The organism is Klebsiella sp. GL120222-02, from assembly GCF_003097195.1.
Lineage (GTDB): Bacteria > Pseudomonadota > Gammaproteobacteria > Enterobacterales > Enterobacteriaceae > Klebsiella > Klebsiella variicola.
The window spans coordinates 243,920-267,151 of sequence record NZ_QEQO01000005.1; the positions used below are offsets into that span (position 1 = coordinate 243,920).

General features: G+C 56.1%; 18 protein-coding genes. 9 read left to right on the forward strand and 9 right to left on the reverse strand.

What is annotated here, in order from left to right:
* Window positions 1-8: 8 nt before the first annotated feature.
* Together ppdD and nadC are read right to left on the reverse strand one after the other, a co-directional pair.
* Complete coding sequence (gene ppdD, locus N438_RS17130; RefSeq protein ID WP_008807418.1) at window positions 9-440, reverse strand: prepilin peptidase-dependent pilin; 432 nt, start codon at window positions 438-440, stop codon at window positions 9-11.
* A gap of 181 nt (window positions 441-621) precedes the next feature.
* Entirely contained in the window at window positions 622-1,515 is an 894-nt protein-coding gene (gene nadC, locus N438_RS17135; RefSeq protein WP_116696384.1) for a carboxylating nicotinate-nucleotide diphosphorylase, read from the reverse strand.
* A 133-nt stretch (window positions 1,516-1,648) separates the two neighbouring features.
* Between nadC and ampD the strand changes: the two genes are divergently transcribed.
* Window positions 1,649-2,212, forward strand: coding sequence for a 1,6-anhydro-N-acetylmuramyl-L-alanine amidase AmpD (gene ampD / locus N438_RS17140; RefSeq protein ID WP_016160299.1), 564 nt, complete (start codon window positions 1,649-1,651; stop codon window positions 2,210-2,212).
* Window positions 2,209-3,063, forward strand: a complete 855-nt coding sequence (gene ampE / locus N438_RS17145; RefSeq protein ID WP_012542846.1) for a beta-lactamase regulator AmpE — start codon at window positions 2,209-2,211, stop codon at window positions 3,061-3,063. The genes ampD and ampE overlap by 4 nt, the downstream gene beginning before the upstream one ends.
* Window positions 3,064-3,183: 120 nt before the next feature.
* On the opposite strand, the gene N438_RS17150 is transcribed toward ampE, so the two are convergent.
* From N438_RS17150 to aroP, 3 genes are all read right to left on the reverse strand, one after another.
* On the reverse strand, window positions 3,184-4,134 hold the full coding sequence (locus N438_RS17150) for a family 43 glycosylhydrolase (protein WP_012968931.1): 951 nt from the start codon (window positions 4,132-4,134) through the stop codon (window positions 3,184-3,186).
* On the reverse strand, window positions 4,134-5,540 hold the full coding sequence (locus N438_RS17155; protein ID WP_080782894.1) for an MFS transporter: 1,407 nt from the start codon (window positions 5,538-5,540) through the stop codon (window positions 4,134-4,136). Before N438_RS17155 ends, N438_RS17150 begins: the two co-directional genes overlap by 1 nt.
* Before the next feature lie 184 nt (window positions 5,541-5,724).
* Window positions 5,725-7,095: an aromatic amino acid transporter AroP gene (aroP, locus tag N438_RS17160; protein WP_110235830.1), complete on the reverse strand. Its 1,371-nt coding sequence runs from the start codon at window positions 7,093-7,095 to the stop codon at window positions 5,725-5,727.
* A 644-nt stretch (window positions 7,096-7,739) separates the two neighbouring features.
* On the opposite strand from aroP, the gene pdhR reads away from it, so the two are divergent.
* The 5 genes from pdhR to N438_RS17185 all read left to right on the forward strand — a co-directional run bounded on the left by pdhR (window position 7,740) and on the right by N438_RS17185 (window position 15,313).
* Window positions 7,740-8,519, forward strand: coding sequence for a pyruvate dehydrogenase complex transcriptional repressor PdhR (pdhR, locus tag N438_RS17165; RefSeq protein ID WP_002888699.1), 780 nt, complete (start codon window positions 7,740-7,742; stop codon window positions 8,517-8,519).
* A 137-nt stretch (window positions 8,520-8,656) separates the two neighbouring features.
* Window positions 8,657-11,320, forward strand: coding sequence for a pyruvate dehydrogenase (acetyl-transferring), homodimeric type (gene aceE / locus N438_RS17170; protein ID WP_008807412.1), 2,664 nt, complete (start codon window positions 8,657-8,659; stop codon window positions 11,318-11,320).
* A 14-nt stretch (window positions 11,321-11,334) separates the two neighbouring features.
* Window positions 11,335-13,233 (forward strand): pyruvate dehydrogenase complex dihydrolipoyllysine-residue acetyltransferase, encoded by a 1,899-nt coding sequence (gene aceF / locus N438_RS17175; RefSeq protein ID WP_032731619.1) that lies wholly within the window; start codon window positions 11,335-11,337, stop codon window positions 13,231-13,233.
* A 206-nt stretch (window positions 13,234-13,439) separates the two neighbouring features.
* Window positions 13,440-14,864 carry a dihydrolipoyl dehydrogenase gene (lpdA, locus tag N438_RS17180; RefSeq protein ID WP_002888731.1) on the forward strand — a complete coding sequence of 475 codons (1,425 nt, stop codon included), beginning with the start codon at window positions 13,440-13,442 and terminating at the stop codon, window positions 14,862-14,864.
* A gap of 164 nt (window positions 14,865-15,028) precedes the next feature.
* Window positions 15,029-15,313 carry a hypothetical protein gene (locus tag N438_RS17185; RefSeq protein WP_008807410.1) on the forward strand — a complete coding sequence of 95 codons (285 nt, stop codon included), beginning with the start codon at window positions 15,029-15,031 and terminating at the stop codon, window positions 15,311-15,313.
* Window positions 15,314-15,357: 44 nt separating this feature from the next.
* Here N438_RS17185 and N438_RS17190 read toward each other — a convergent pair whose 3' ends face one another.
* The gene (locus N438_RS17190) at window positions 15,358-16,164 is read right to left on the reverse strand and encodes a DUF2950 family protein (RefSeq protein ID WP_012542842.1); all 807 of its coding nucleotides are present in this window, start codon (window positions 16,162-16,164) and stop codon (window positions 15,358-15,360) included.
* A gap of 11 nt (window positions 16,165-16,175) precedes the next feature.
* A complete protein-coding gene (locus N438_RS17195; RefSeq protein ID WP_039102849.1) occupies window positions 16,176-17,783 on the reverse strand; it encodes a DUF3300 domain-containing protein in 1,608 nt (535 codons plus the stop codon).
* Window positions 17,784-18,214: 431 nt separating this feature from the next.
* On the opposite strand from N438_RS17195, the gene acnB reads away from it, so the two are divergent.
* Window positions 18,215-20,812, forward strand: coding sequence for a bifunctional aconitate hydratase 2/2-methylisocitrate dehydratase (acnB, locus tag N438_RS17205; protein ID WP_008807407.1), 2,598 nt, complete (start codon window positions 18,215-18,217; stop codon window positions 20,810-20,812).
* Window positions 20,813-20,999: 187 nt separating this feature from the next.
* Window positions 21,000-21,362, forward strand: coding sequence for a protein YacL (gene yacL, locus N438_RS17210; protein WP_004204373.1), 363 nt, complete (start codon window positions 21,000-21,002; stop codon window positions 21,360-21,362).
* A 157-nt stretch (window positions 21,363-21,519) separates the two neighbouring features.
* Here the strand turns inward: yacL and speD are convergent, their stop codons facing one another.
* A complete protein-coding gene (speD, locus tag N438_RS17215; protein WP_008807406.1) occupies window positions 21,520-22,314 on the reverse strand; it encodes an adenosylmethionine decarboxylase in 795 nt (264 codons plus the stop codon).
* Between the two features lie 24 nt (window positions 22,315-22,338).
* A complete protein-coding gene (gene speE / locus N438_RS17220) occupies window positions 22,339-23,199 on the reverse strand; it encodes a polyamine aminopropyltransferase (protein ID WP_008807405.1) in 861 nt (286 codons plus the stop codon).
* Between the last annotated feature and the right edge of the window lie 33 nt (window positions 23,200-23,232).

Below are 23,232 nucleotides of genomic sequence, written 5' to 3' on the forward strand. Positions count from 1 at the left end.
GTTTGCCCTTACTTCACCCGGAAGACGTCTTCGCAGGCCTGCTGAAGGGCGCTGTTGCCGGTGATAGTGCAGACGCGCTGCCAGCCAGTGACGCCCTCGGCGTTATCCCAGGTCGGCGTCAGGGTGACGCCCAGTCCGTTCAGGCTTTCCTGGCCGGTGAGGGTGACGACCCCTTTGGCCACGCTCATGGCGGAGAGATAGCGAGTGGTTGTCGGCGAGGGAATGCCGTTGCTGCCGCCGTCGCATACCGTCAGGCCGCCATGATCGAGCGCGCAAAGTTCGATGGCCGTCCGATAGGGGACAAAGGTCTGCAGCAGGTCGGTGAGGGCGGCTTTACGCAGGTAGTTCTGGTAGGCCGGGATGCCGATGGCGCTGAGAATAGCGATGATCCCAATGACCACCATCAGTTCAATCAGGGTGAAACCACGTTGTTTATCCATAAGTCGCTCCTTGTTGTGACTGGAGCACTGTGACGGGATTTGGGATACCAGGCGAGGAGGCGAAAACGATCCGGGAAACCAGATTCCAGGGTTTTTACTTTGCTTACATGGTGGGCATGAACGGCTGCGAGTCGGCTCGCAAATTCAGGCCCTCACGCCTGGAAGCGTGAAGGCCAATTGCTTAGCGAAAACGCATCGACAGGTCGAGCGCCTGCACATGTTTGGTCAGGGCGCCGACGGAGATATAGTCGACGCCGGTGTCGGCAAATTCGCGGATGGTGTCGAAGGTGACGTTACCGGAGACCTCCAGAGCCGCCTGGCCTGCGGTGATTTTCACCGCCTCGCGCATCAGGTCGGTGGTGAAGTTATCGAGCATAATGATGTCCGCCCCGGCTTTTAACGCCTGCTCCAGCTCATCCAGGGTTTCCACTTCCACTTCCACCGGCACATCAGGATGTAGCCAGAACGCCTTTTCCACCGCCTGACGGATCGAGCCGGAGGCGATGATATGGTTTTCTTTAATCAGGAAAGCGTCGAACAGGCCCAGGCGGTGGTTGGCGCCGCCGCCGCAGAGTACCGCGTATTTCAGCGCGGTACGCAGCCCTGGTAGCGTTTTACGGGTATCCAGGAGTTGGGTTTTGGTGCCGGCCAGCAGGTCGACGTAGCGACGGACGACGCTGGCGACGCCGGAGAGAGTTTGCACAAAGTTCAGCGCCGTGCGTTCGCCGGTGAGCAGAATACGCGACGGGCCTTCCAGCTCGAACAGCGGCTGGTCGGCTTTGACCGCATCGCCGTCGGCCACGTGCCAGGTGATATTCACGTCGTCACCGGCGAGCTGAATAAAGACCTCTTCCACCCAGCGTTTGCCACAGAAGACGCCATCTTCGCGGGTAATGACCACCGCATGGGAGCGTGCATCCTGCGGCAATAATTGCGCGCTAATATCGTTGTTGGCGTCGACTTCGCCGCCCAAATCTTCCCGCAGGGAGTGTGCGACAACATCGGTAATATCGAGGTTAATACGTTCCAGCAGCACGTCACGGCGGCGGTCGGGGTTGTAACGACGAGGCGACATGATAAAGCTCCAGATAGATAAGATTCAGAAGTGGGAAACATGCTAACCTGAACGACGTTTCAGTACCATACACACTTCATCCTTTGGGCCGGCGTGTGGCCCGGAAGCATGAGTTCGCGAAAGGAGATCCCGCATGCAGTTGAACGAGGGATGGCTGGTCGGCGCGCGTCGGGTTCCCTCGCCGCACCATGACTGCCGTCCGGATGAAGAAGCCCCTTCCTTACTGGTGGTGCATAACATTAGCCTGCCACCGGGTGAATTTGGTGGTCCGTGGATTGATGCGCTGTTCACTGGCACCCTGGATCCCCATGCGCATCCTTTCTTTGCCGAGATTGCTCATCTGCGCGTTTCGGCACATTGTCTGATTCGCCGTGATGGCGAAATCGTGCAGTATGTGCCTTTCGATAAGCGTGCGTGGCATGCGGGGGTCTCCTGCTATCAGGGGCGAGAACGCTGCAATGACTTTTCCATTGGCATTGAGCTGGAAGGCACGGATACCCTGACGTATACCGATGCGCAGTACCAGCAGCTGGCGGCGGTGACGGAACTACTGATCACGATTTACCCGGCTATCGCCGAAAACATCGCGGGCCACAGCGATATCGCGCCCGTGCGGAAAACCGATCCAGGACCGGCCTTTGACTGGATAAAATTCCGGGCGCTACTCAGTGCGCCGTCAGATAAGGAGACATCATGACGCTGTTTACGACGCTGCTGGTGCTTATCGCCGAACGGCTGTTTAAGCTGGGCGAACACTGGCAGCTTGATCATCGGCTGGAGGTGGTGTTCCGCCGGATAAAACATTTTTCGCTGCTGGGCACGCTGCTGATGACGGTGGTGGCTGTCGCGGTGGTGTATCTCATTCAGCGCCTGCTGCAGGGGCAGCTATTTAACGTACCTCTGCTGGTGTTCTGGATCTTGCTGGGCCTGTTGTGCATCGGGGCAGGCAAGGTTCGGCTGCATTATCATGCCTATCTGAAAGCGGCGTCGCGCAATGACAGTCGCGCCTGCGATGCCATGGCCAGCGAGCTGACGCTGATCCACGGCGTACCGCCGGGCTGCGATGAGCGTGAATATCTGAGTGAGCTGCAAAATGCGCTGCTGTGGATTAACTATCGATATTACCTGGCGCCGCTTTTCTGGTTTGTGGTGGGGGGCGCGTGGGGGCCGCTGACGCTTATCGCTTATAGCGTCCTGCGTGCCTGGCAGACGTGGCTGGCGCGCTACCAGACGCCGCATCATCGTTTGCAGTCTGGAATCGATGGTCTCTTGCATATCGTGGACTGGCTGCCGGTGCGTCTGGTGGGGGTTGTCTATGCTCTGGTGGGGCATGGAGAGAAAGCGCTCCCGGCGTGGTTTGCATCGTTAGGCGACCGCCATTCATCGCAGTATCAGGTATTGACCCGCCTGGCGCAGTATTCCCTGGCTCGTGAACCGCACGTGGATAAAGTGGCGACCCCGAAGGCCGCGGTGTCGATGGCCAAGAAAACCTCGCTGGTGGTGGTGGTGATCATGGCGCTGCTGACGATTTACGGCACTCTGGTTTAACGGCCTGAGCCCGCGCTCAGCCTGCCACGATACATGCACCTGCGGGACTCTTGTTGCCGGGTGGCGGCTTCGCCTGACCCGGCCTGCAGAACCCGCGTCAGCGGGCTTCATTCCGAACCGCTACAGCGTATCCGCCGGCGGGATGCCGAAGTCGGGCATCCCGTCCTCCCTCCAGCTGACGAGTTTTAACCGCGTATGGCGATTGGGGTCATACAGTGGATCGCCTTCTATCTCGGTGTAATTCCGCGCGTGATACACCAGCACATCTTCCCCTGCCGGCGTTTGGGTAAAACTATTATGGCCCGGGCCATACTGGCGGTTTTCATAGCTGGTACGAAAGACCGGCTGCGGGGCTTTATGCCAGTTCGTCGGCTGCAGCGGATCGGCCTGCCGGTCGATCCATAACAACCCCATGCAGTAGTTTTCATCGGTGGCGCTGGCGGAATAGCTGATGAACAGCTTATCGCCATGCACCAGCACCGCAGGACCTTCGTTGACCTTAAATCCCCGGCACTCCCAGTCGAACTCCGGCTTGCTCAGCATGACCGGCTCGCCTTTTAGCGTCCACGGGTTGGCCATTTCAGCAAGATATAAGTTTGAGTTGCCTTCGATATGCGGGGATTTTTGCGCCCACAGATACCAGCGTTTGCCCTGATGGATAAAAGTAGTGGCATCGAGGGCGAAGGTATCGAAAGGCGTGACCACCTGGCCTTTTTCCTGCCAGCGACCGGTCAGCGGATCGTTGTCGGCGCACTCGAGAACGAACATGCGATGCTGGAACATCCCCAGCGCATCCAGATCGTGAGTATGGGTGGCGGCAAAATAGATATACCACTTACCGTCTATTTCATGCAGCTCCGGCGCCCAAATCAGCTGGCTCATCGGCCCGCTTTGCGGCGCGCGCCAGACCACTACCGGCTCAGCATCGCGCAATCCTTCAAGGGTGGCCGCGCGCCGGATCTCCAGCCGGTCATATTCCGGTACCGAGGCAATAAAGTAGTAGTGATTAAGGTGGCGCAGAATAAAGGGGTCTGCGCGCTGTTCAATAAAGGGGTTTGGCCAGTTGTTCATCAGGCTTTCCTTACGTGTTCACTGGTTTTCAGTTCCTGGTATTCGTTCAGCTCGCTGTAGTTGCTGCGGCGCTTCTCTAAATCGCTTTGAATCTGGCGCATCAGGGTGCGGTCAACCTTCAGCAGGCGCACCACGCCGGCGGTGATCAGATAGCCGACGCCGGGGATGACCGAGAATAGGAGCACGATGCCGTTGAGGGCGGAGGCGCTTTGCGCTTTCGCGCCGGCGTCGTAGCCGTACCATGACAGCAGGAAACCTACCATTGCTCCGGCGACCGCCAGGCCGACCTTGAGGAAGAACAGATTGCCGGAGAAGCTAATGCCGGTGATGCGCTTACCGGTTTTCCACTCGCCATAGTCGTCAACGTCGGACATCAGCGACCAGTGCAGCGGAGAGGGGATCTGATGCAGGATGTTGAGCAGGAAGTAGAGCACCATAATCAGCGTGGTGGCGTGCGGATTAAAGAAATAGAAGGCGCAGGAGAAAATCGCCAGCACGATGTTGGTCCAGAAGAAAACCTGCAGTTTGCACCAGCGGTCGGTGAGGACTTTCGCCAGCATGCTGCCAATCATCATCCCGACCACGCCGAGGCTGATAAACAGGGTGGCAAAATGGGTGCTTTGTCCCATCACCCAGGTGACGTAATACATGGTGGCGGCCATGCGAATAAAGCCCGGGCAGACGTTGCACAGCGTGAGCAGCAGGATGCGCACCCACTGGTCATTTTTCCACACGTCTTTGAGGTCTTTTTTCAGTTCATCATTCGTCTGCACCGCCGGGTGTATGCGTTCACGCACGGTAGCGAAGCAGAACAGGAACATACACATGCCGATAAAGGCCAGCACGGTCATCGCCATCTGGTAGCCCTTCGCTTTATCGGCGCCGCCGAACCAGTCGGCCATTGGCAGCAGCGTCAATGACAGCAGCAGCGTGGCGATACCCACCATCACAAAACGATAGGACTGGCAGGCAACGCGTTCTTTCGGATCAGCGGTCATCACCGTTCCCAGCGAGCAGTAGGGGATGTTAATCGCGGTATAGGTCACCGACAGCAGAAAGTAGGTCACGAACGCATAGATAACTTTGCTGTTATAGCTCCACTCAGGAGTAGTGAACATCAGCACGCTGAACAGGGCGTAGGGGAAGGCAATCCACAGTAGCCATGGACGAAAGCGGCCATATTTACTGCGGGTACGGTCGGCAAGGGCGCCCATAATCGGATCGGTCACCGCATCGATGACGCGCACCGACAACAGCAGTACGCCGACCAGCGCCGGCGCCAGGCCGAAGATATCGGTATAAAAATAGTTAACAAACAGCATGATGGCGCCAAATATGATATTGCATCCGGCATCACCCATCCCGTAACCAATCTTTTCCTTTATTGATAGTCTATTGTCTGCCATGTGCGGTCTCTCCGTTGCAGTATGGAGAGAATTATTGGCTGCTATCGAGGGAAATACGTTGCAGGAACTCGTTAACGATATGGATATATCAGCTATGGAGGGGAAAGTGTGAAGCAGATAACAATGCTCTGCGCCCGTTATTCAGGGAGGGGCGCAGAGCAAAGAGAAATATTTATGAGATGTATTATTGTGCTTTTATGGTGGCGGCGGCTTTCTGTTTAAACAGATAGCCCACGCCCAGCACCGCAATCCATACCGGGATCAGCCAAACGGAAATCGCCATCCCCGGGGTCATCAGCATAATCACCAGCACTGCCGCCATAAACAGCAGGCACACCCAGTTACCCAGCGGGTAGAAGAGGGCAGGGAAGCGAGTGGTGACCCCCTGCTGCTGTTTGGCGCGACGGAATTTCATATGCGCCAGGCTGATCATCGCCCAGTTGATAACCAGGGCCGAGACCACCAGCGCCATCAACAGGCCGAAGGCGGATTCCGGCGCCAGGTAGTTGATCAGTACGCACAGCGCGGTCACCAGGGCCGAGACGAGGATGGTATTCACCGGCACGCCGCGTTTGTCGACGCTGAGCAGCGCTTTCGGCGCGTTACCCTGCTGGGCAAGGCCGAACAGCATACGGCTGTTGCAGTAGACGCAGCTGTTATAAACCGACAGAGCCGCCGTCAGCACCACGACGTTAAGGGCATTTGCCACCAGCGTATCGCCAAGCTCATGGAAAATCAGGACGAATGGGCTGGTGTCCGCGGTCACGCGGGTCCACGGCAGCAGGGAGAGCAGCACCGCCAGCGAGCCAACATAGAAGATCAGGATACGGTAGATAACCTGGTTGGTGGCTTTCGGAATGCTTTGCTCCGGATTATCCGCTTCCGCCGCGGTGATCCCCACCAGCTCCAGACCGCCGAAGGAGAACATGATGATCGCCATCATCATTACCAGTCCGGTAAAGCCGTGCGGCAGGAAGCCACCCTGATCCCACAGGTTACTTACCGTCGCCTGCGGGCCGCCGTTGCCGCTGAACAGCAGCCAGCCGCCGAACAGAATCATCGCCACCACGGCGACCACTTTGATAATCGCGAACCAGAACTCCATTTCCCCGAACACTTTCACGTTGGTCAGGTTAATGGCGTTGATAGCGATGAAGAAGACCGCCGCCGAGGCCCAGGTCGGGATTTCCGGCCACCAGAACTGGATATATTTGCCGACGGCGGTGAGTTCCGCCATGGCCACCAGGACATACAACACCCAGTAGTTCCAGCCGGAAGCGAAGCCGGCAAAGCCGCCCCAGTATTTATATGCGAAGTGGCTAAACGAACCTGCTACCGGCTCTTCCACCACCATCTCACCCAACTGACGCATGATCAGAAAGGCGATAAAGCCGGCAATCGCGTAACCAAGAATGATACCCGGGCCGGCGGACTGAATGACGGACGCGCTTCCCAGAAACAGGCCGGTGCCGATAGCCCCGCCCAGCGCGATAAGCTGAATGTGGCGGTTTTTCAGGCCGCGCTTCAGCCGATCGCCGTGCTGTTGACCTTCCATATGAAACCTCGTGTGTGGTTATTTTTTGTGTACGTCATCCGTCAGGTTGCTGCTGCTCTGCTGTCCCTGCCAGAAAGCATAGCCAGCGAAAATTTGGGCGAAGTGGCCCACTTTTTACCTGAGTGATGGCGCGCACATATTGTTGTGTTTGTGTATTTAGCGACTTCCGTTTCTGTATTGTTTTGTTTACGGAAGGCGGTGTGGTAATTCAAAAAAAGGCCTTTCGTCTGAGGGAGAATAGTGTTAAGCGCGACCGAATGCACCTGCTTTATGAAGGGATGATGACGATGTGTCTAAAAAGACATCAATAGACACATTCAGTATTATTCCATCGCATTACCCATGAGTGGTTATTTATTCTGTTAATTTGATTTTTTATTCATCTATGGCGCAGTTGAATCGGTTCAGATAGCGTAATTTTTCGTTTCCATAAAGTTAACGCTACCCCTTTGTGAGTAAACGTAACATTTGTGCAAGGTTACATTTCTGAAATGTTATTTCTGTAAGGTTGTTAAAATGTCCGCGGTTTACTGATTTCAATCAAAACCTGTATGGACAGAAGGTGAATACTTTGTTACTTTAGCGCTACGAACTTTAAATTGGTAAGACCAATTGACTCCGGGCTAATGGCAGAGACAGGGAATATGGCCTACAGCAAAATCCGCCAACCAAAATTATCCGATGTGATAGAGCAGCAGCTGGAGTTTCTGATCCTTGAGGGGACCTTGCGCCCCGGTGAAAAACTTCCGCCCGAACGCGAACTGGCTAAGCAGTTCGACGTTTCCCGCCCCTCGCTGCGTGAGGCGATTCAACGCCTCGAAGCCAAGGGCTTGTTGCTTCGTCGTCAGGGAGGTGGAACGTTTGTTCAGAGCCGCCTGTGGCAGAGCTTCAGCGATCCGCTGGTCGAGCTGCTGTCCGATCACCCTGAATCCCAATTCGATCTGCTTGAGACCCGTCACGCGCTGGAAGGCATCGCGGCTTATTACGCGGCGCTGCGCAGCAATGATGAAGATCGCGATCGTATCCGCGAGCTGCATCAGGCCATTGAACGGGCGCAGCAGTCGGGCGATCTGGACGCTGAGTCCGGCGCCGTCGTCCAGTATCAAATCGCCGTCACCGAGGCGGCACACAATGTGGTTTTGCTCCATCTGCTAAGGTGTATGGAGCCGATGCTGGCACAAAACGTTCGTCAGAACTTTGAATTGCTGTATGCCCGCCGGGAAATGCTCCCGTTGGTCAGCAACCATCGTACTCGCATTTTCGAGGCGATAATGGCCGGGGAGCCGGAGCAGGCGCGTGAGGCGTCGCACCGTCACCTGGCGTTCATTGAGGAAATTTTGCTGGACCGTAGCCGTGAGCAGAGTCGTAGAGAGCGCTCACTGCGTCGTTTACAGCAACGAAAGGACGAGAACTCCGGTTCTTAAGCGCCATTTTTAGAGCGCGGCAACTAAACGCAGAACCTGTCTTATTGAATTTTTGGTTGTTCAAAGGTGAAGAACGAAGAGTTCAATGGGACAGGTTCCAGATTAATCAACGATTAGATAGATAAGGAATACCCCCCATGTCAGAACGTTTACCAAATGACGTGGATCCGATCGAAACTCGCGACTGGCTACAGGCGATCGAATCGGTCATCCGTGAAGAAGGTGTTGAGCGTGCTCAGTATCTTATTGACCAACTCCTTTCTGAAGCCCGCAAAGGCGGGGTGAAAGTGGCTGCTGGCGCATCGACCGGCGGTTACGTCAACACTATTGCCGTTGAAGATGAACCGGAATACCCGGGTAATCTGGATCTGGAACGTCGTATCCGTTCTGCGATCCGCTGGAACGCGATCATGACCGTTCTGCGCGCATCGAAAAAAGATCTCGAACTGGGCGGCCACATGGCTTCCTTCCAGTCTTCCGCAACCTTCTACGAAGTGTGCTTCAACCACTTCTTCCGCGCACGCAACGAGCAGGATGGCGGCGATCTGGTGTACTTCCAGGGCCACATCTCTCCGGGCGTGTATGCGCGTGCTTTCCTGGAAGGTCGTCTGACTGAAGAGCAGATGAACAATTTCCGTCAGGAAGTTCACGGTAAAGGTCTGTCCTCTTATCCGCACCCGAAACTGATGCCGGAATTCTGGCAGTTCCCGACCGTTTCTATGGGTCTGGGCCCAATCGGGGCAATTTATCAGGCTAAATTCCTGAAATATCTGGAACACCGTGGTCTGAAAGACACCTCCAAACAAACCGTTTATGCTTTCCTGGGCGACGGTGAGATGGACGAGCCGGAATCTAAAGGTGCGATCACCATCGCCACCCGCGAGAAGCTGGACAACCTGGTCTTCGTTATCAACTGTAACCTGCAGCGTCTTGATGGCCCGGTAACGGGTAACGGCAAAATCATCAACGAACTGGAAGGCATCTTCGCGGGCGCAGGCTGGAACGTTATCAAGGTTATCTGGGGCGGTCGTTGGGATGAGCTGCTGCGTAAAGACACCAGCGGTAAGCTGATCCAGCTGATGGAAGAAACCGTTGACGGCGATTACCAGACCTTCAAATCCAAAGACGGCGCATATGTGCGCGAGCACTTCTTCGGTAAATATCCGGAGACTGCGGCGCTGGTTGCCGACTGGACTGACGAGCAGATTTGGGCCCTGAACCGCGGCGGCCACGATCCGAAGAAAGTTTACGCTGCACTGAAAAAAGCGCAGGAAACCAAAGGCAAAGCGACCGTAATCCTCGCCCATACCATTAAAGGTTACGGCATGGGTGACACCGCTGAAGGTAAGAACATCGCCCACCAGGTTAAGAAAATGAACATGGACGGCGTTCGTTACGTCCGCGATCGTTTCAACGTGCCGGTTGCCGATGCCGATCTCGAAAAACTGCCGTACGTCACCTTCCCGGAAGGTTCCGAAGAGCACACCTATCTGCACGCTCAGCGCCAGAAACTGCACGGCTATCTGCCGAGCCGTCAGCCGAACTTCTCTGAGAAGCTGGAGCTGCCGACGCTGGAAGATTTCGCTCCGCTGCTGGAAGAGCAGAATAAAGAGATCTCTACCACTATCGCATTCGTTCGTGCCCTGAACGTGATGCTGAAGAACAAATCCATCAAAGACCGCCTCGTGCCGATTATCGCCGACGAAGCGCGTACTTTCGGTATGGAAGGTCTGTTCCGTCAGATCGGTATTTACAGCCCGAACGGCCAGCAGTACACCCCGCAGGACCGTGAGCAGGTTGCCTACTACAAAGAAGACGAGAAAGGCCAGATCCTGCAGGAAGGGATCAACGAGCTGGGCGCAGGCGCATCCTGGCTGGCTGCGGCGACCTCTTACAGCACCAACAACCTGCCGATGATCCCGTTCTACATCTACTACTCGATGTTCGGGTTCCAGCGTATCGGCGACCTGTGCTGGCAGGCAGGCGACCAGCAGGCTCGCGGCTTCCTGATCGGTGGTACTTCCGGTCGTACAACGCTGAACGGCGAAGGTCTGCAGCACGAAGATGGCCACAGCCATATTCAGTCGCTGACTATCCCGAACTGTATCTCTTACGATCCGTCCTATGCATACGAAGTGGCGGTCATCATGCATGATGGCCTGGAGCGTATGTACGGTGAGAAACAAGAGAACGTTTACTACTACATCACTACGCTGAACGAAAACTACCACATGCCGGCCATGCCGGAAGGCGCCGAGGAAGGTATCCGTAAAGGTATCTACAAACTCGAAACCATCGAAGGTAGCAAAGGTAAAGTTCAGCTGCTGGGCTCCGGTTCTATCCTGCGTCACGTTCGTGAAGCAGCGCAGATCCTGGCGAAAGACTACGGCGTGGGCTCTGACGTGTATAGCGTCACCTCCTTCACCGAACTGGCGCGTGATGGCCAGGATTGCGAACGCTGGAACATGCTGCACCCGCTGGAAACCCCGCGCGTGCCGTATATCGCTCAGGTAATGAACGACGCTCCGGCCGTGGCATCCACTGACTATATGAAACTGTTCGCTGAGCAGGTTCGTACTTACGTACCGGCTGATGATTACCGCGTACTGGGTACCGATGGCTTCGGTCGTTCCGACAGCCGTGAAAACCTGCGTCACCACTTCGAAGTCGATGCTTCCTATGTGGTCGTTGCAGCGCTGGGCGAACTGGCTAAACGTGGTGAAATCGATAAGAAAGTGGTGGCTGATGCTATCGCGAAATTCGACATCGATGCAGAAAAAGTTAACCCGCGTCTGGCGTAAGAGGTAAAAGAATAATGGCTATCGAAATCAAAGTACCGGACATCGGGGCTGATGAAGTTGAAATCACCGAGATCCTGGTCAAAGTGGGCGACAAAGTAGAAGCTGAACAGTCGCTGATCACCGTAGAAGGCGATAAAGCCTCTATGGAAGTCCCGTCTCCGCAGGCTGGCGTCGTGAAAGAGATTAAAGTCTCCGTCGGCGACAAAACCGAGACTGGCAAACTGATTATGATTTTCGATTCCGCCGAGGGTGCAGCAGCCGCTGCACCTGCGCAGGAAGAGAAGAAAGAAGCCGCGCCGGCTGCGGCTGCGCCAGCAGCTGCAGCGGCAGCGAAAGAAGTTCACGTCCCGGATATCGGCGGCGATGAAGTTGAAGTCACCGAGATCATGGTTAAAGTGGGCGACACCATCGCCGCTGAGCAATCCCTGATCACCGTAGAAGGCGATAAAGCCTCTATGGAAGTGCCGGCGCCGTTCGCGGGTACCGTGAAAGAGATCAAAATCAACACCGGTGACAAAGTGTCCACCGGCTCCCTGATCATGATCTTCGAAGTGGCGGGCGCTGCGCCTGCCGCCGCACCTGCTCAGGCTGCTGCTCCGGCGGCGGCTGCTCCAGCTGCGGCTGGCGGTGCGAAAGACGTTAACGTACCGGACATCGGCGGCGACGAAGTTGAAGTCACCGAAGTGATGGTCAAAGTCGGCGATAAAGTGGCTGCTGAGCAGTCCCTGATCACCGTCGAAGGCGACAAAGCGTCTATGGAAGTGCCGGCGCCATTCGCAGGTACCGTCAAAGAGATCAAAATCAGCACCGGCGATAAAGTCAAAACCGGTTCCCTGATCATGGTCTTCGAAGTGGAAGGCGCTGCGCCTGCCGCCGCGCCGGCTCAGGCTGCTGCTCCGGCACCGGCTGCTGCACCGGCTCAGGCCGCTAAGCCTGCCGCTGCACCGGCTGCGAAAGCAGAAGGCAAAACTGAATTCGCTGAAAACGATGCTTACGTTCACGCGACGCCGCTGATTCGCCGCCTGGCGCGCGAGTTCGGCGTTAACCTGGCAAAAGTGAAAGGCACCGGCCGTAAAGGTCGTATCCTGCGCGAAGACGTTCAGGCTTATGTGAAAGACGCGGTTAAACGCGCTGAATCCGCACCGGCGGCTGCCGCTGGCGGCGGTATCCCGGGCATGCTGCCATGGCCGAAGGTTGACTTCAGCAAGTTTGGTGAAATCGAAGAAGTGGAACTGGGTCGTATCCAGAAAATCTCTGGGGCTAACCTGAGCCGTAACTGGGTGATGATCCCGCACGTTACCCACTTCGACAAAACCGATATCACCGATCTGGAAGCGTTCCGTAAGCAGCAGAACGCCGAAGCTGAGAAGCGTAAACTGGACGTGAAATTCACCCCAGTGGTCTTCATCATGAAAGCCGTTGCCGCTGCGCTTGAGCAGATGCCGCGCTTCAACAGCTCGCTGTCCGAAGATGGTCAGCGCCTGACGCTGAAGAAATACATCAACATCGGTGTGGCGGTTGATACCCCGAACGGTCTGGTGGTTCCGGTCTTCAAAGACGTGAATAAGAAGAGCATCACCGAGCTGTCTCGTGAACTGACCACCATCTCGAAGAAAGCGCGCGATGGCAAGCTGACGGCTGGCGAAATGCAGGGCGGTTGCTTCACCATCTCCAGCATCGGCGGCCTGGGCACTACCCACTTCGCGCCGATTGTTAACGCGCCGGAAGTGGCCATCCTGGGCGTGTCTAAGTCCGCGATGGAGCCGGTATGGAATGGTAAAGAGTTCGTTCCGCGTCTGATGATGCCGATCTCTCTGTCCTTCGACCACCGCGTCATCGACGGTGCTGATGGTGCCCGCTTCATTACCATCATTAACAACACCTTGAGCGACATTCGCCGTCTGGTGATGTAATCGAAAAAGCCGGCCTGACGGCCGGCTTTTTTCTGATAACCTCAGGCTGTTGGGGATTATCAGCAACAAAGGACAAAATCGTTTGCCGTTTGTTGTTTAAAAATTGTTAACAATTTTGTAAAATACACGCGGATAGAACGTCCCGGTGGACTTGGGCGTAAGAATAATAGCGTCAGACCCGCCGGATATAAATTACAGAGGTCATGATGAGTACTGAAATCAAAACTCAGGTCGTGGTACTTGGGGCAGGCCCCGCAGGTTACTCTGCAGCCTTCCGTTGCGCTGATTTAGGTCTGGAAACCGTCATCGTAGAACGTTACAGCACCCTCGGTGGCGTTTGCCTGAACGTGGGTTGTATCCCGTCTAAAGCGCTGCTGCACGTGGCAAAAGTTATCGAAGAAGCGAAAGCGCTGGCCGAACACGGCATCGTTTTCGGCGAACCGAAAACCGACATTGACAAGATCCGCACCTGGAAAGAAAAAGTTATCACTCAGCTGACCGGCGGCCTGGCTGGCATGGCTAAAGGCCGTAAAGTGAAAGTGGTTAACGGTCTGGGTAAATTTACCGGCGCCAACACCCTGGAAGTGGAAGGCGAAAACGGTAAAACCGTGATCAACTTCGACAACGCCATCATCGCGGCGGGCTCCCGTCCGATTCAGCTGCCGTTTATCCCGCATGAAGATCCGCGCGTATGGGACTCCACCGACGCCCTGGAACTGAAATCCGTACCGAAACGTATGCTGGTCATGGGTGGCGGTATCATCGGTCTGGAAATGGGTACCGTATACCATGCGCTGGGTTCAGAGATTGACGTGGTTGAAATGTTCGACCAGGTTATCCCGGCGGCCGATAAAGACGTGGTGAAAGTCTTCACTAAACGCATCAGCAAGAAATTCAACCTGATGCTGGAAACCAAAGTGACTGCCGTTGAAGCGAAAGAAGACGGTATTTACGTTTCCATGGAAGGCAAAAAAGCGCCGGCTGAAGCGCAGCGTTACGACGCCGTGCTGGTCGCTATCGGTCGCGTACCGAACGGCAAAAACCTCGACGCAGGTAAAGCGGGCGTGGAAGTGGACGATCGTGGCTTCATCCGCGTTGACAAACAAATGCGCACCAACGTGCCGCACATCTTTGCTATCGGCGATATCGTCGGTCAGCCGATGCTGGCGCACAAAGGCGTACACGAAGGTCACGTTGCCGCAGAAGTTATCTCCGGCCTGAAACACTACTTCGATCCGAAAGTGATCCCGTCCATCGCCTACACTGAGCCAGAAGTGGCATGGGTTGGTCTGACTGAGAAAGAAGCGAAAGAGAAAGGCATCAGCTACGAAACCGCCACCTTCCCGTGGGCTGCTTCCGGCCGTGCTATCGCTTCCGACTGCGCAGACGGTATGACCAAACTGATCTTCGACAAAGAGACCCACCGTGTTATCGGCGGCGCGATTGTCGGCACCAACGGCGGCGAGCTGCTGGGTGAGATCGGCCTGGCTATCGAAATGGGCTGCGACGCTGAAGACATCGCGCTGACCATCCATGCTCACCCGACTCTGCACGAGTCTGTTGGCCTGGCGGCAGAAGTCTTCGAAGGCAGCATCACCGATCTGCCAAACGCCAAAGCGAAGAAAAAGTAACTTTTTCTTTCAGGCTAAAAGCATAAGCGGCTCCCGGAGCCGCTTTTTTTATGCCTGATGTTTAGAACTATGTCTCCGTTCATAAACCGCTACACCTCATACATACTTTGAAAATAATCACGCCATAAACTTATAGGCAGTTAACGATATAGTTGAGGTGTGAGATGAAACGCTTTTTAACCGCAGCGCTGGTCGCTGCAACGTGCCTATCCGGTGTGGCCTGCGCGGCTGACGCCACCATCCCCTGGGCGGACAACAGCGGTGGCACGGAAACGACCCATATCGCGGCGATGGGGCAGGATCTGAATGCCCAGCATCAGCAGGTGACGAAGACGAATGAAGGGGTATGGGCGGCGAACTCCGGAAGCATCAGCGCTGATGAAGCGGCATTATCCAGCACAAAGCCGACTTTTGCTGGCGATCCGTCTCTGATGCCCCATCAGGGCTAAGCGAATAGAAACGCCAGGTTGCTTGAGGGCAACCTGGCGTTTTTTTATGGTTTGACAACCTGCCAGCCGGCGTCAGCATCGGGGGCAAAGCGCGTGATGGCCTGCGCTTTTGCGGCGCTCTCTTCGCCGAGATTAGCCTGATAAACGGTATCGTGCAGATCGATCATAAAGCTCATCACTCCGGTTTCACCCCATTCCACAGGCCAGGCGAGCAAGGCCGCATCCTGGTCATCGCGGCCTGCGATAATGCGGAAACGATAGCCATGATAACCGGCGCCGGGCTCCGTCGGGCTGAATGCCGGCCCCAGCGGGCTGGGCGTCTCACCCGGCGACGTCGGCCAGTACAACCCATCTTTTTTGCCTTCACTGCTGATGATTTTCTGCGCCCAGCGGTGATTAAGCTGGTAGTAATCCTGCTGGGCGTCAACGTAAGCGTGCATGGCGGCTATCGCTGACAGTTCATTGCGACCGATGGCGCGGGTGAGGATCTCCTCTTCGCCTGCGGCCATATCAAAGCGCCAGCCCTGAGACGTTTTTACGATAGGCACCGGCAACCGCCATGCCTCGCTGCCGACGTCGAGCCAGGCGTTATCACCCTGCTGCACGATGACATGTTTTACCTGCCAGTCGCGCTGAAAACGGTCGACGGCGCTGGGGTCGATCCCATCGGTAGGTAAAAATTGCTGCCAGTTATCGCCGAGCACCTTGCTCAGCGCCGCTTCATTTTGCTGGCTGAGCGCCTCAGCCAGCGCGCTCGCGGCCTGTTCCGGGGTAGAAAACTGCTGCTGGGCGAAGGCGGCTAACGGTGACAGTATCAATGTGAACAGGGCAATAGGTAATAGGTTTCTCATTCTGCTCATCCTCAGCGGCGGCGCAGTTCATGGTGTTCGGAAAGACGTTCTCTGGCGCCGCCACGCTCCTCGCGGTTTACAGCGGAAAACTGCCGACTTTGCAGTCCCCGTTCCTGCTGCGCTTGCCAGGAGGGGGCGCGGCTTTCGTTGCCGCTAAGAGCGCTGGCGCGTAAATGACTAACCTGCTGCTGACGCTGCGCGGGCGTGGCGGACTGGATCTGCTGCCGATGCTGTTGCTGCTGAGGTGTCAGGTTCTGCTCGCGGCTCTTAACGGTTTCCCGACGCTGCTGTTGTTGCGGCGTGGGATTTTTCAACTGCGTTTTCGCCGCCTCGCGACGCTGCTGCTGGGTCGAGGTTGGTGTGCTGTCGTAACCGCGATAGTTGCTGCGCTGGGTGGCTTGTTTCAATTGCGCCGAAGCTGCCTGACGCTGGGCATCGCGTGAGGCGTTGTTTGCCGCCAGGTTGCCCGCTGTCGCCGCCGGTACGTTATGCTGCAGCTGGGTCATCGCTGCCTGGCGCTGCGCTTCGCGATCGACTGGCGCATGTTGGGTAGCGCTCAGCCCGCCAGCAACGTTGGTCTGATGGAAGCGTTGAGCAACCGTATTATCGGGATACGGTGTGTGACCGCGATAGGCAGGATTATGCTGCCAGTTAACGTGGTTGCCCGGCAGGTTTTCTCCCGTTATATGATTGAAATTATTTATATTAATATTGATGTTATCGCCATTATGCGAGTAATCGCCGTGGTGATAGTCGTCATCGTGATGGTGGTGGTCATCATCATCATCCCAGTCGATACTGCTAAACAGCGCCCAGGTAGTGGCCACGCCCAGGCTGTAACCGAAGCCTTTGACGAAGCTATCGGTAAACTGCTCCCCGGGAGGCGGCGGCAGGTAGACCGGCGGATAGGCGCTGTTTGGCCAGGTACCATAGACGGTAGAGGGGTTATAGCTGGGAACATAGACCACCTGCGGATTGGTCGGTTCTATTTTAATGACCTGCGTGGGTGCAGGCGCCGCCGAGTGGGTGGTGGACGTTGCTGCCGTGCTGCTGGCGGAAACCGGTGCGGCAGGGGTGACAATCACTTTCTGCTGTGGCGTGGATTTCAGGGTCCCGGTCTGCTGGGCAATAGTGCGCAGGCGCTGCACTGAATCCATCACATCATGCGGCTGGGCCAAAAACGCATTGCCGAGGTTCTCCACCCAGGGCGGATTTTCGCCCATCATCGCCAGCAGGGCAGGGAAAGCGACAAGGGATTTGACGCTGGGATCCCACGGCTGACTGGCAACCGCCTGAACCGCCGCATCCCCTTTCATCGCGGGGTTATCCTGGGACCACTGTACCGCCTGCATGACGTTGTCGGGATAAGTGGAGGCCATCAACACCTGCGACAGCAGACTGTCCGGGTAGAGCGCGATGGGCGCGACCCACTGATCAATTTGCGCCTGGGTGTAGGTGGTGGTCACCGGCTGTGTCGTAGACGCTGCGGGCGCTGGCTGGGCTGGCGGTTCAGCGATCGTCGTCGGGGTTCGGCTTTGTACATAGAGTGTTCCCGCCGCCGCGAGTAAGCCAGCGCTACAGAGCAGGGCGATGATATGGGGTTTGAACGGCAGTGACATAGAAGCTCCTGACCCAAAAAGTAACCCATCTCGCTAAAGTATCGGCGAAAACGGCGCGTTTGCTGAGTATAAGTAAGCGGTATGGCTTTTTATTGATTATTGTTGGGATCGGCCCGGGGAGTTGTACGCGGAAAGGAATTTTTGTCGCGGGATTTGAACAGAAAGCCTGCAATATCCTGCCCTTAACGATTCAGCTAAATTTTAATGTTGCTTTTTTGTAAACAGATTAACACCTTTCAAAAATCCTGCTATGCTGCCGACGCGGTATCGGGCATTTACCCTACAAACTGCTGTCTCACAGGAGCGTGAAGAAAATCGCCCAGCCACTAAATCCTTCAAGATGCGTCAAGGCGGCAAACTGCCAATACCGAAGCAGATTGATTGAAGACGTGTAGGCCGCATTATGACAATGAGAAGCGAGGAGAACCGTCGTGCTAGAAGAATACCGTAAGCACGTAGCTGAGCGTGCCGCCATGGGGATTGTTGCCAAACCCTTAGATGCAACCCAAATGGCCGCGCTGGTAGAACTGCTGAAAAACCCGCCTGCGGGCGAAGAAGAATTCCTGTTAGACCTGCTGATTAACCGTGTACCGCCGGGCGTCGACGAAGCCGCCTATGTTAAAGCTGGATTCCTTGCCGCGATCGCCAAAGGCGAAGCGACCTCCCCTCTTGTAACCCCTGAAAAAGCCGTTGAACTGCTGGGCACCATGCAGGGTGGTTACAACATTCATCCGCTGATCGATGCGCTGGACGACGCGAAACTGGCGCCGATTGCCGCGAAAGCGCTGTCTCATACTCTGCTGATGTTCGATAACTTCTACGACGTAGAAGAGAAAGCGAAAGCAGGTAACGAGCACGCTAAACGGGTCATGCAATCCTGGGCTGACGCTGAGTGGTTCCTGAACCGCCCGCAGCTGGCAGAGAAAATCACCGTTACCGTCTTCAAGGTCACCGGCGAAACCAATACCGATGACCTGTCTCCGGCGCCGGATGCCTGGTCGCGCCCGGATATCCCACTGCATGCGCTGGCGATGCTGAAAAACGCCCGCGAAGGTATTGATCCGGACCAGCCGGGCGTCGTCGGCCCGATTAAACAAATCGAAGCCCTGCAGCAGAAAGGCTATCCGCTGGCCTACGTCGGCGACGTGGTCGGTACGGGTTCCTCGCGTAAATCCGCGACCAACTCGGTGCTGTGGTTTATGGGCGACGATATCCCGAACGTGCCGAACAAGCGCGGCGGCGGTCTGTGCCTGGGCGGCAAAATCGCGCCAATCTTCTTCAACACCATGGAAGATGCGGGTGCGCTGCCTATCGAAGTTGATGTGTCAAACCTGAACATGGGCGACGTGATTGACGTTTACCCGTTCAAAGGCGAAGTGCGTAATCACGAAACCAACGAACTGCTGGCCAGCTTCGAGCTGAAAACCGATGTGCTGATCGACGAAGTGCGCGCCGGTGGCCGTATTCCGCTGATCATCGGCCGCGGCTTGACCACCAAAGCGCGCGAAGCGCTGGGGCTGCCGCACAGCGACGTCTTCCGTCAGGCGAAAGACGTGGCGGAAAGCACCCGCGGCTTCTCTCTGGCGCAGAAAATGGTTGGCCGCGCCTGCGGCGTTGCCGGTATCCGTCCGGGCGCCTACTGCGAGCCGAAAATGACCTCTGTCGGTTCTCAGGACACCACCGGTCCAATGACCCGTGATGAACTGAAAGACCTGGCGTGCCTGGGCTTCTCCGCTGACCTGGTGATGCAGTCCTTCTGCCACACCGCAGCCTATCCGAAGCCGGTTGACGTGACCACGCACCATACCCTGCCGGACTTCATCATGAACCGCGGCGGTGTTTCTCTACGTCCGGGCGATGGCGTTATCCACTCCTGGCTGAACCGCATGCTGCTGCCGGATACCGTGGGTACCGGCGGCGACTCCCATACCCGTTTCCCAATCGGTATTTCCTTCCCGGCGGGCTCTGGTCTGGTGGCCTTCGCCGCTGCGACCGGCGTGATGCCGTTGGATATGCCGGAATCGGTGCTGGTGCGCTTCAAAGGGAAAATGCAGCCGGGTATCACCCTGCGCGACCTGGTTCATGCCATCCCACTGTATGCCATCAAGCAGGGCCTGCTGACCGTTGAGAAGAAAGGTAAGAAAAACATCTTCTCTGGTCGCATCCTCGAGATCGAAGGTCTGCCGGATCTGAAAGTCGAGCAGGCATTTGAACTGACCGATGCGTCCGCTGAGCGTTCTGCTGCCGGTTGCACCATCAAGCTGAACAAAGAGCCGATCGTTGAGTACCTGAACTCCAACATCGTCCTGCTGAAGTGGATGATCGCCGAAGGCTACGGCGACCGCCGTACGCTGGAACGCCGTATCCAGGGCATGGAAAAATGGCTGGCGGATCCGCAGCTGCTGGAAGCCGACGCTGACGCGGAATACGCGGCAGTGATCGACATCGATCTGGCGGATATCAAAGAGCCAATCCTGTGCGCGCCGAACGATCCGGACGATGCCCGTCTGCTGTCTGACGTGCAGGGCGAGAAGATCGACGAAGTGTTCATCGGTTCCTGCATGACCAACATCGGCCACTTCCGTGCCGCCGGTAAGCTGCTGGACAGCCACAAAGGCCAGCTGCCGACTCGCCTGTGGGTGGCGCCGCCAACCCGTATGGACGCCGCGCAGCTGACCGAAGAAGGCTACTACAGCGTGTTTGGTAAGAGCGGGGCGCGTATCGAAATCCCTGGCTGTTCCCTGTGTATGGGTAACCAGGCTCGCGTGGCCGACGGTGCGACGGTGGTCTCCACCTCCACCCGTAACTTCCCGAACCGTTTAGGTACCGGCGCTAACGTCTATCTGGCCTCTGCCGAGCTGGCAGCGGTGGCTTCTCTGCTCGGCAAATTGCCGACGCCGGAAGAGTACCAGACCTTCGTGGCGCAGGTGGATAAGACAGCGGAAGATACCTACCGTTATCTGAACTTTAACCAGCTGGATCAGTACACTGAAAAAGCTGACGGCGTGATCTTCCAGACCGCGGTGTAAAACCATTCGGTCAGCCCGGCTGACCGTTTGGCGATAAACTCCCCAATGCCCGGTGAACATTGCATCACCGGGCATTTTTATTTCCAAACCTCCTGCCCGTTACGCTTTTTTTCTTTCTGTCTGCTGCGATAATTACTGCATGGGTACAGTGCAGCGGTGACGCATTGCCCTTGCAGAGGAAAAGACTATGGACTACGAATTTCTGCGCGATATTACCGGAGTGGTAAAGGTGCGAATGTCGATGGATCACGAGGCGATTGGCCACTGGTTCAACGAAGAGGTGAAAGACAATCTTGCCCTGCTTGATGAAGTGGAGCAGGCTGCACGCACCGTGAAGGGCAGTGAACGTTCCTGGCAGCGGGCTGGCCATGAATATACGTTGTGGCTGGATGGCGAAGAGGTGATGATCCGCGCCAATCAGCTGGAGTTTTCCGGCGACGAAATCGAGGAGGGGATGAGCTACTACGACGAAGAAAGTCTCTCTCTCTGCGGCGTGGAGGATTTCCTGCAGGTCGTTGCCGCTTATCGTGAATTTATGCAGCAGCGTTAATGACGCCTTTTATGTCGGGTAGCGCAAGAGCGTAGCCCTGCTAAGCGTAGCGTGAGCAGGGGAAATCCCCGGGTAGCGGCTGGTGCCTTACCCGGGCGACCAGGCGGCGCAGAATCCCAGGCCCGGCAAGCGCAAGCGCCGCCGGGCATTTCCAATATTACACGGCAGGAATATTGCGGCCGTAGTAAATCTCGCGCATCTCTTTCCACAGCAGGTCGGTAATGACCTTGCGCTCTTCGGCGGTCAATTCTTCCGGTCGGGTATGGAACATGTAGTGCTTAAGGTCGAACTCCTTGAGCAACATTTTGGTATGGAAGATATTTTCCTGATAAACGTTCACATCGACCATGTCATACAACGACTTAATGTCATCGGACATAAAGTTCTGAATCGAATTGATTTCATGATCGATAAAATGCTTCATCCCATTGATATCGCGGGTAAAGCCGCGCACGCGGTAGTCAATGGTCACAATGTCCGATTCCAGCTGGTGGATCAGATAGTTCAGCGCTTTAAGCGGAGAAATGACCCCGCAGGTAGAGACTTCGATATCGGCGCGGAAGGTGCACAGTCCACCTTCCGGATGGCTCTCCGGGTAGGTATGCACGCAGATATGGCTCTTATCGAGATGGGCGACCACGGTTTCCGGTAACGGACCTGGATGTTCGGTCTGGTCGATAAGCTTGGGATCGACAGGCTCTTCGCTGACCAGAATGGTCACGCTGGCGCCCTGGGGTTCATAATCCTGGCGGGCGATATTCAGGATATTGGCGCCAATAATAGAACAGGTTTCTGTCAGGATCTCCGTCAGGCGATTGGCATTATAGAGTTCGTCGATATAAGCGATGTAGCCGTCACGCTCCTCTGCCGTTTTGGCGTAACAGATATCGTAGATACAAAAACTCAGGCTTTTGGTCAGGTTGTTAAAGCCATGCAGCTTCAATTTTTTCAATTTAGTTCACCCCCTTACTTCGCGTCACGGTGCGGACAGAGCATCATGCAGATATTGTGGTAAGGCGAAGGCCGCCGTATGGATTGCCGGATTGTAGTAACGGCAGGTCAGGTTGGCTTTGTGAAAGCGCGCCTGAATGATTTCGCTGGAGAGATGGCGCAACGCCTCGTTGTCGCTCGCCCAGGCAAAAGTCATGATCCCGCCGTAATAGGTTGGGATGGCCGCCTGGTAGAAGCTGACGTCGCGAAAATAGTGGCTCAGTTTGCGGTGGCTACCGACCGCTTCGTCCTGCTGCAGGAAACAAACGCCGTTTTGCGCAACGAACACGCCCCCCGGGTTCAGGCAGCGTTTGCAGCCTTCATAAAAAGCCGAGGTGAACAGGCTTTCGCCCGGACCGATAGGGTCGGTACAGTCCGAAATGATCACGTCAAACGTTTGCGTCGTCTGGTTAACAAAATTGACGCCATCATCAATCACCAGCGTGAAGCGCGGATCGTCGTAGGCCCCGGCGCTATGGTTGGGCAGGTACTGACGGCAGAATGAGACCACCCCGGCATCGATTTCCACCATGGTGATGGTTTCGATGCTACGGTGACGAGAGACTTCGCGCAGCATCGCGCCGTCGCCGCCGCCGATGATCAGGACATGCTTCGCGTTGCCGTGGGCCAGCAGCGGCACGTGGGTCATCATTTCGTGATAGATAAACTCATCGCGTTCGGTGGTTTGCACGACGCCATCCAGCGCCATCACCCGGCCAAAGGCGCGGTTGTCGAAGATGATCAAATCCTGATGATCGGTTTTTTCGTGGTACAGCACGTTATCAACGCTAAAGTACTGACCAAAATGGTCATGCAGCGTTTCATGCCACAGTGGATTATCGGCCACGGTGAGGCTCCTCCTTCGTTAACATCTGTTACA

Excerpts from the sequence above, each read along its gene's own strand:
- ppdD (WP_008807418.1), bottom strand. The coding sequence starts at position 440 with ATGGATAAACAACGTGGTTTCACCCTGATTGAACTGATGGTGGTCATT.
- pdhR (WP_002888699.1), top strand. The coding sequence starts at position 7,740 with ATGGCCTACAGCAAAATCCGCCAACCAAAATTATCCGATGTGATAGAG.
- N438_RS17190 (WP_012542842.1), bottom strand. The coding sequence starts at position 16,164 with ATGAGAAACCTATTACCTATTGCCCTGTTCACATTGATACTGTCACCG.
- nadC (WP_116696384.1), bottom strand. The coding sequence starts at position 1,515 with ATGTCGCCTCGTCGTTACAACCCCGACCGCCGCCGTGACGTGCTGCTG.
- N438_RS17150 (WP_012968931.1), bottom strand. The coding sequence starts at position 4,134 with ATGAACAACTGGCCAAACCCCTTTATTGAACAGCGCGCAGACCCCTTT.
- ampD (WP_016160299.1), top strand. The coding sequence starts at position 1,649 with ATGCAGTTGAACGAGGGATGGCTGGTCGGCGCGCGTCGGGTTCCCTCG.
- N438_RS17195 (WP_039102849.1), bottom strand. The coding sequence starts at position 17,783 with ATGTCACTGCCGTTCAAACCCCATATCATCGCCCTGCTCTGTAGCGCT.
- ampE (WP_012542846.1), top strand. The coding sequence starts at position 2,209 with ATGACGCTGTTTACGACGCTGCTGGTGCTTATCGCCGAACGGCTGTTT.
- N438_RS17185 (WP_008807410.1), top strand. The coding sequence starts at position 15,029 with ATGAAACGCTTTTTAACCGCAGCGCTGGTCGCTGCAACGTGCCTATCC.
- N438_RS17155 (WP_080782894.1), bottom strand. The coding sequence starts at position 5,540 with ATGGCAGACAATAGACTATCAATAAAGGAAAAGATTGGTTACGGGATG.
- aceF (WP_032731619.1), top strand. The coding sequence starts at position 11,335 with ATGGCTATCGAAATCAAAGTACCGGACATCGGGGCTGATGAAGTTGAA.
- aceE (WP_008807412.1), top strand. The coding sequence starts at position 8,657 with ATGTCAGAACGTTTACCAAATGACGTGGATCCGATCGAAACTCGCGAC.
- lpdA (WP_002888731.1), top strand. The coding sequence starts at position 13,440 with ATGAGTACTGAAATCAAAACTCAGGTCGTGGTACTTGGGGCAGGCCCC.
- aroP (WP_110235830.1), bottom strand. The coding sequence starts at position 7,095 with ATGGAAGGTCAACAGCACGGCGATCGGCTGAAGCGCGGCCTGAAAAAC.
- yacL (WP_004204373.1), top strand. The coding sequence starts at position 21,000 with ATGGACTACGAATTTCTGCGCGATATTACCGGAGTGGTAAAGGTGCGA.